3 protein-coding genes and 2 pseudogenes are annotated in these 4611 nt (G+C 66.6%); 2 read left to right on the forward strand and 3 right to left on the reverse strand.

The window, feature by feature from the left end; genetic code table 11:
* Nucleotides 1-608 precede the first annotated feature (608 nt).
* Both BM085_RS47675 and BM085_RS42420 read right to left on the reverse strand, forming a co-directional pair.
* On the reverse strand, nt 609-914 hold the full coding sequence (locus tag BM085_RS47675) for a transposase (RefSeq protein ID WP_093892367.1): 306 nt from the start codon (nt 912-914) through the stop codon (nt 609-611).
* A gap of 233 nt (nt 915-1147) precedes the next feature.
* Nucleotides 1148-2257, reverse strand: a pseudogene (locus tag BM085_RS42420) (IS701 family transposase); the annotation flags it as partial.
* Nucleotides 2258-2500: 243 nt separating this feature from the next.
* On the opposite strand from BM085_RS42420, the pseudogene BM085_RS47680 reads away from it, so the two are divergent.
* Nucleotides 2501-2820 (forward strand): annotated as a pseudogene (locus BM085_RS47680) (IS1634 family transposase); the annotation flags it as partial.
* Nucleotides 2821-2965: 145 nt separating this feature from the next.
* A complete protein-coding gene (locus BM085_RS42430) occupies nt 2966-3466 on the forward strand; it encodes a hypothetical protein (protein ID WP_093892370.1) in 501 nt (166 codons plus the stop codon).
* 57 nt (nt 3467-3523) lie between these two features.
* On the opposite strand, the gene BM085_RS44090 is transcribed toward BM085_RS42430, so the two are convergent.
* Complete coding sequence (locus tag BM085_RS44090) at nt 3524-4555, reverse strand: helix-turn-helix domain-containing protein (RefSeq protein ID WP_143121344.1); 1032 nt, start codon at nt 4553-4555, stop codon at nt 3524-3526.
* Nucleotides 4556-4611: the final 56 nt, after the last annotated feature.

A 4611-nucleotide genomic window follows, 5' to 3' on the forward strand; every position in this document is an offset into this window, starting at 1 on the left:
CCGCGACCTCCTCGACCGCAATGCCGCATTCGCCGTCTACAACATCTGACCAACATGCCGGAACTGGACATAGCGAATCAACGCCGGGGCCCTGAAGCGGTGGGGGGCTCTCGGCACCGCGGCCGTTTCCCTGGCAGGGGCCATGGTCGTCACGGGCGGGACCACAGCGGCACACGCGGACACCCGGTGCAGCTGGGGCTCGACCTGGATCAACGGCGGCGCCGGCGCAGAGGCTCCGAGGATGGCGCGCGGTCACTACCACAAGACCGGTAACCACTACATCCGGTCCTCCGAATGGGACCCCCATTTTGGGAAGTACATCTGGCAGTGGTACGCCGACCATAATGGCGGTAATGACGGTGACGACTGGGACAGCTATTACGGGGAGAGCTACTGCAATAACGCCCTGTGGTAGCGCTCGCGAACGAGCGAGACCCCGGTTCGTGAAGGCTTCACCGGCCACGCGGGAGGCGTCGAAGAACACGTCGTCGCCTCTTCCGTAGCGGACCGTCGCCGACCAGGGGCGCGGCCGGGTGAAAGCGCCGCTTCGTCGGCCGGGAAGAGCGCCTCGATAAGATGCGTCGTGACCTTCCCGATTCTCCCGGGAGTCACCGTCCTGGTTCGAAAGGCGTTTCACCCTCGAAAACCCCGGCGCTTGAACGATCCCTCGCACGACCACCCCGGACGGTTACGCCGCCGTGCTGTTCCGTTCGCCAGGCTGAGCCGGCGCGGACCTTCCACCCGATGCCGCTGAGGATGCGCCGGCCGTCTTCGCGGGAGTGACCCGTCCGGCCGGGTGAGAGAAGCTCGCGAAGCCTCTCCCATTCCTGGTCTGCTGGCTCATGGCGGCGGGTCACCCGAAGATGGTCTCGCACACCCCAGACCACTTTCGAAGACAAGCCCTGGCGCTCCATTCCTCAATGGAGAACGCGAAAGCCGAGCCCGCATGGCGGCCTCTCCCGCGTCCTCGGCCGATGTGGATCTGTACATCCAATGAGGAACGTCGCACTAGTAGTACTTCGTTAGGTTGGTTCGGGTGGGTGGTGTTCTGGCCGTGCTGCGGCAGGTAGGTCGCGGTGGCAGGTGGGACACGCGCCGGTCCATGCGTGGATGAGGTCCTGGAGTGCGGCCAGGACTTGGTAGAAGGTCAGGCCGGCGCCGGGGCTTTTGGGTCCAGACGCCGGAGCGTCAGGAAGGCGTGAGCGGCGGTGACCAGGGTGGCGTGGTGGTGCCAGCCGCGCCAGGTGCGGCCCTCGAAGTGGTCCGGGCCCAGACCGTGTTTCATCTCCCGGTAGTCGTGCTCGATGCGCCAGCGCATCTTGGCCAGGCGGACCAGGCGCCGCAGCGGCACCTGCTCACCCAGGCTGGTCAGCCAGTACTCGGTGGGCGCCGCAGCACCGGTCGGCCACTCGGTCGGCAACGTCACCGCGGGCAAGACCCCGTCCCAGCCGGCCGCCCCGCAGGCCTGCGACCTCGCGTGCCTACGGGCCGCAACCCCGGCCGGACGCACGGTCTGGACACGAAACCGGGAGCGCATCGGGCCTTTGGAACCCTTCCGCCAGGTCACCCGCCGGTAGCTTACGCGCCCCGTCTCGGCGGCCAACTCCTTCAGCGAGGACGCCGGGGCGCGGTAGCGGGCGGCGGGCTTGCGGCCGTTCCCACTCCGAGCGGGCACGGTGGGCAGCGCATCGTGCGGGTGCGCGGACTCATCGGAGCGGACCGCGACGACGAAGTCCAGGCCCCGCTCGGCCAGGGCGTGGCGGAACGCGGCGTTCTGGCCATAGCCGGCGTCGGCGACGATCACCTGCGGGGCCAGGCCCCAGCCGATCGCCTCGTCGATCAGATCCAACGCCAGCCGCCACTTCTCCCGGTGTCTGACCTCATCCGGTGTCTCGGCCCTGGAGCGGCGTCCGGCGTCGTCGTCCCACTCCTTGGGCAGGAACAGCCGCCAGGAGATCGACACGGACGCGGTGTCGGATGCGGCGTGCAGGCTGACCGCGACCTGACAGTTGGCCTGCTTGCCCAGTGCCCCGCACCACTGGCGGGCCACCGCTGCCGACATCTTCCCGTCCTTGGGGAAGGACACATCGTTGATCACCCACACCTGCGGATCGACGATCGGGACCGTCTTGCGGGCCACCGCGCGCAGCACCGCGGTGTGCTCCCACGGCGACTGGTTGACGAACTGCTGCAGGGCCTGCATGTCGCCGTCGGGCAACCGCTCGGCCATCGGCTGGATCGACTTGCGCCGGCCATTGTGCGCCGCGGCGAATCATCTGATCGCTCAGGAAGCCGAACCAGCGCTCGACCTGATTGATCCAGGAGGAACCGGTCGGGGTGACCTGTGTTCGACGTAATTCGGGTCGTCTGGAGACGATGACAGGATGAAGCTGCAGGTCAGCGTGTTGGCGTGGTGCGGCGGACGGGAAACCGCCTAGGGACGCGCCTCGCCGCGTCACGGCAGGTGAACGCGAATGTCTGTGCGTAGTCTCTAGAGACGATGTACGTGAAGACGACCACCCGCAGGAACAAGAGCGGCTCCGAGATCCGCTCCCTGCACCTGGCCCACAGCGCGCGGGACAGCGCGGCAGGCAGGTCCGTGCCCACGATCCTGCACAGTTTCGGCCGAGAGGACCAGCTCGACCGGGACGCGATCAAGCGCCTGGTCGCGTCTCTATCAAAGCTGCTCGAACCCGCCGCCGCATTGCCACCACCGCCGACACGGAGCTGGTGTTCCTGGAGTCACGCCCCTACGGCGGCACCTTCGTCCTCGACCAACTGTGGCATCGGCTGAACATCCCCGCGACCATCACCAAACTGGACAGGCCCCGGTGAGGTCGAATACCGGTTCCATGAAAGCCGTACCGACGGGATCGGGACCGCTCACCTGATCGACGGCCTCCCGGTCAGCTTTCCGCTTGAAGAGCGTTGGAACCGTGAGTGGATTCTTCCGAGGCGGAGCGTCTTGGAGGAGATCGACGACGGGACCCTCCATCTTCGCATGGAAGAAGTGGAGGTCAGGCATGCTTCCGTGATCGAACATCTGACCGTCCACGAGGAGTGGGCGAAGGCGACGGGGTTGGCTGACATCAGGACCGGTCAAGCTCTCTGGGACTCTCGTGCAGACTTCTTTCCTCACCTGCGGTTTCTCGATCGGGTCGAAGAAGACCTCATGAGGCTTCATCATTACTGGCTGGCCCCGGTCAAAGATCTATTGCTTGGACTGGACGCCTCCATGAACGCACGGGACACCCGGAAATCCCCTGAACCGGCCTGGCACACCAGGGTCACACCTGAGTCCGAAACACGGAAGCGTCTGTGCGGGTTCACCGACCTGGACGGGATGACCAGGGTGTTCGACCTGCATGCCCGGATGACGCCGAACGCCGGTCGGCTGCATTTCCGGCTCTGTCGCGAAGACGGCACAGCCGTGATCGCATACATCGGGCGGAAGATTCAAAGCTGACCCGGAGACCTATGGTCATCAGGAGGTCAGAGCTCGCCGAGCGTGATGCCTGCCGTTTCATCGACAGCCGCCTTCGATATCGGCGGCGCAGAACGGATGGCGGGGGTCGCGTCCGCAGCCGGGGCAGGTGGTGCCGTCGGCGACATCGGCGGTCAGCTTTCTGAGGACGTCGTCGAAACGGCGCAGGTGCTCGTAGTCGCCGAATCTCGGGTCGGCGGCGAACTTGGCGCAGTAGTCGACGACGGCCAGGGGGGCGTGATGGACCAGGGCCTCGGAGATCCTCTTCAGCAGCCGGGAGCGTAGCCAGGGCGGGGTGTCGCGGTAGTGGCCGGGCAGTCTGGCGAGGACGGTGGCGGCCATCCGGGTGAGTTCTTCGGGCTTCGCCGCAGGCGTCGTGGCGGCGTCTCGCGCGGTACGGTCCGCACGCTCGCCTGCGGCGAGAAGAGGCAGGGCTTTTCTGATCTTCTCGGGGTGCTGGTCTTCTTGCTTTTCTGTTCTTCTTATGGGGGTGGATTTCCCAGCGTTGGTTTTCCCGTCGTAGGTGGTGACCTGGGGATTTACGGTGTCGGCGCAGGTCGAGGCCAGCGGCGGGTTTTCCGTCGCAGGTGAGGGCCGGATGGCCCTCGGGACCGGGGTTGGGGCGGGGGCGGTGTCTTCGGTGGGGGCGGTCTCTTCGGGGTCGGGTGGGGGTGCCCAGGGCTCGCACAGGATGTAGTCGACGCCGCCGAGCCTGCCGTCGCTACCTCGTTCGCGTTCGCGCACGAGGTAGCCGTGGGACTCCAACTCCCTGATGGCGGTGCGGGTCGCGTCGCGGCCGTCGGGGGCGGCGCAGATGATGCGCTTCTCCGAGATCCGGAACCCGGGCGCGTGGGAGTTCAGCCAGGCCAGGAGACCGCGGGCCTTCCACGACAGCCGTTCGTCGCGAGACCACCGGTGGGCGATCTTACTGAACCGGCTGGTAGGGGATGTCGCGCGCCGGACGCTCCGTCCGCGCTCCGAAACCGGGGGACGGGCTCGACGACGGGCGCCGAACGCCTGGTCAGACGGGGTGTTTGAAATGGGTGCGGACGCACCGATACCCTTGGGCATGGATCCTTCTCCTGTGCTAGCAGGTTGACTGATCAAGGCCTTGGGCCGGTGTTGAT

It is taken from the genome of Streptosporangium canum, from assembly GCF_900113865.1.
Taxonomy (GTDB): Bacteria; Actinomycetota; Actinomycetes; order Streptosporangiales; family Streptosporangiaceae; genus Streptosporangium; species Streptosporangium canum.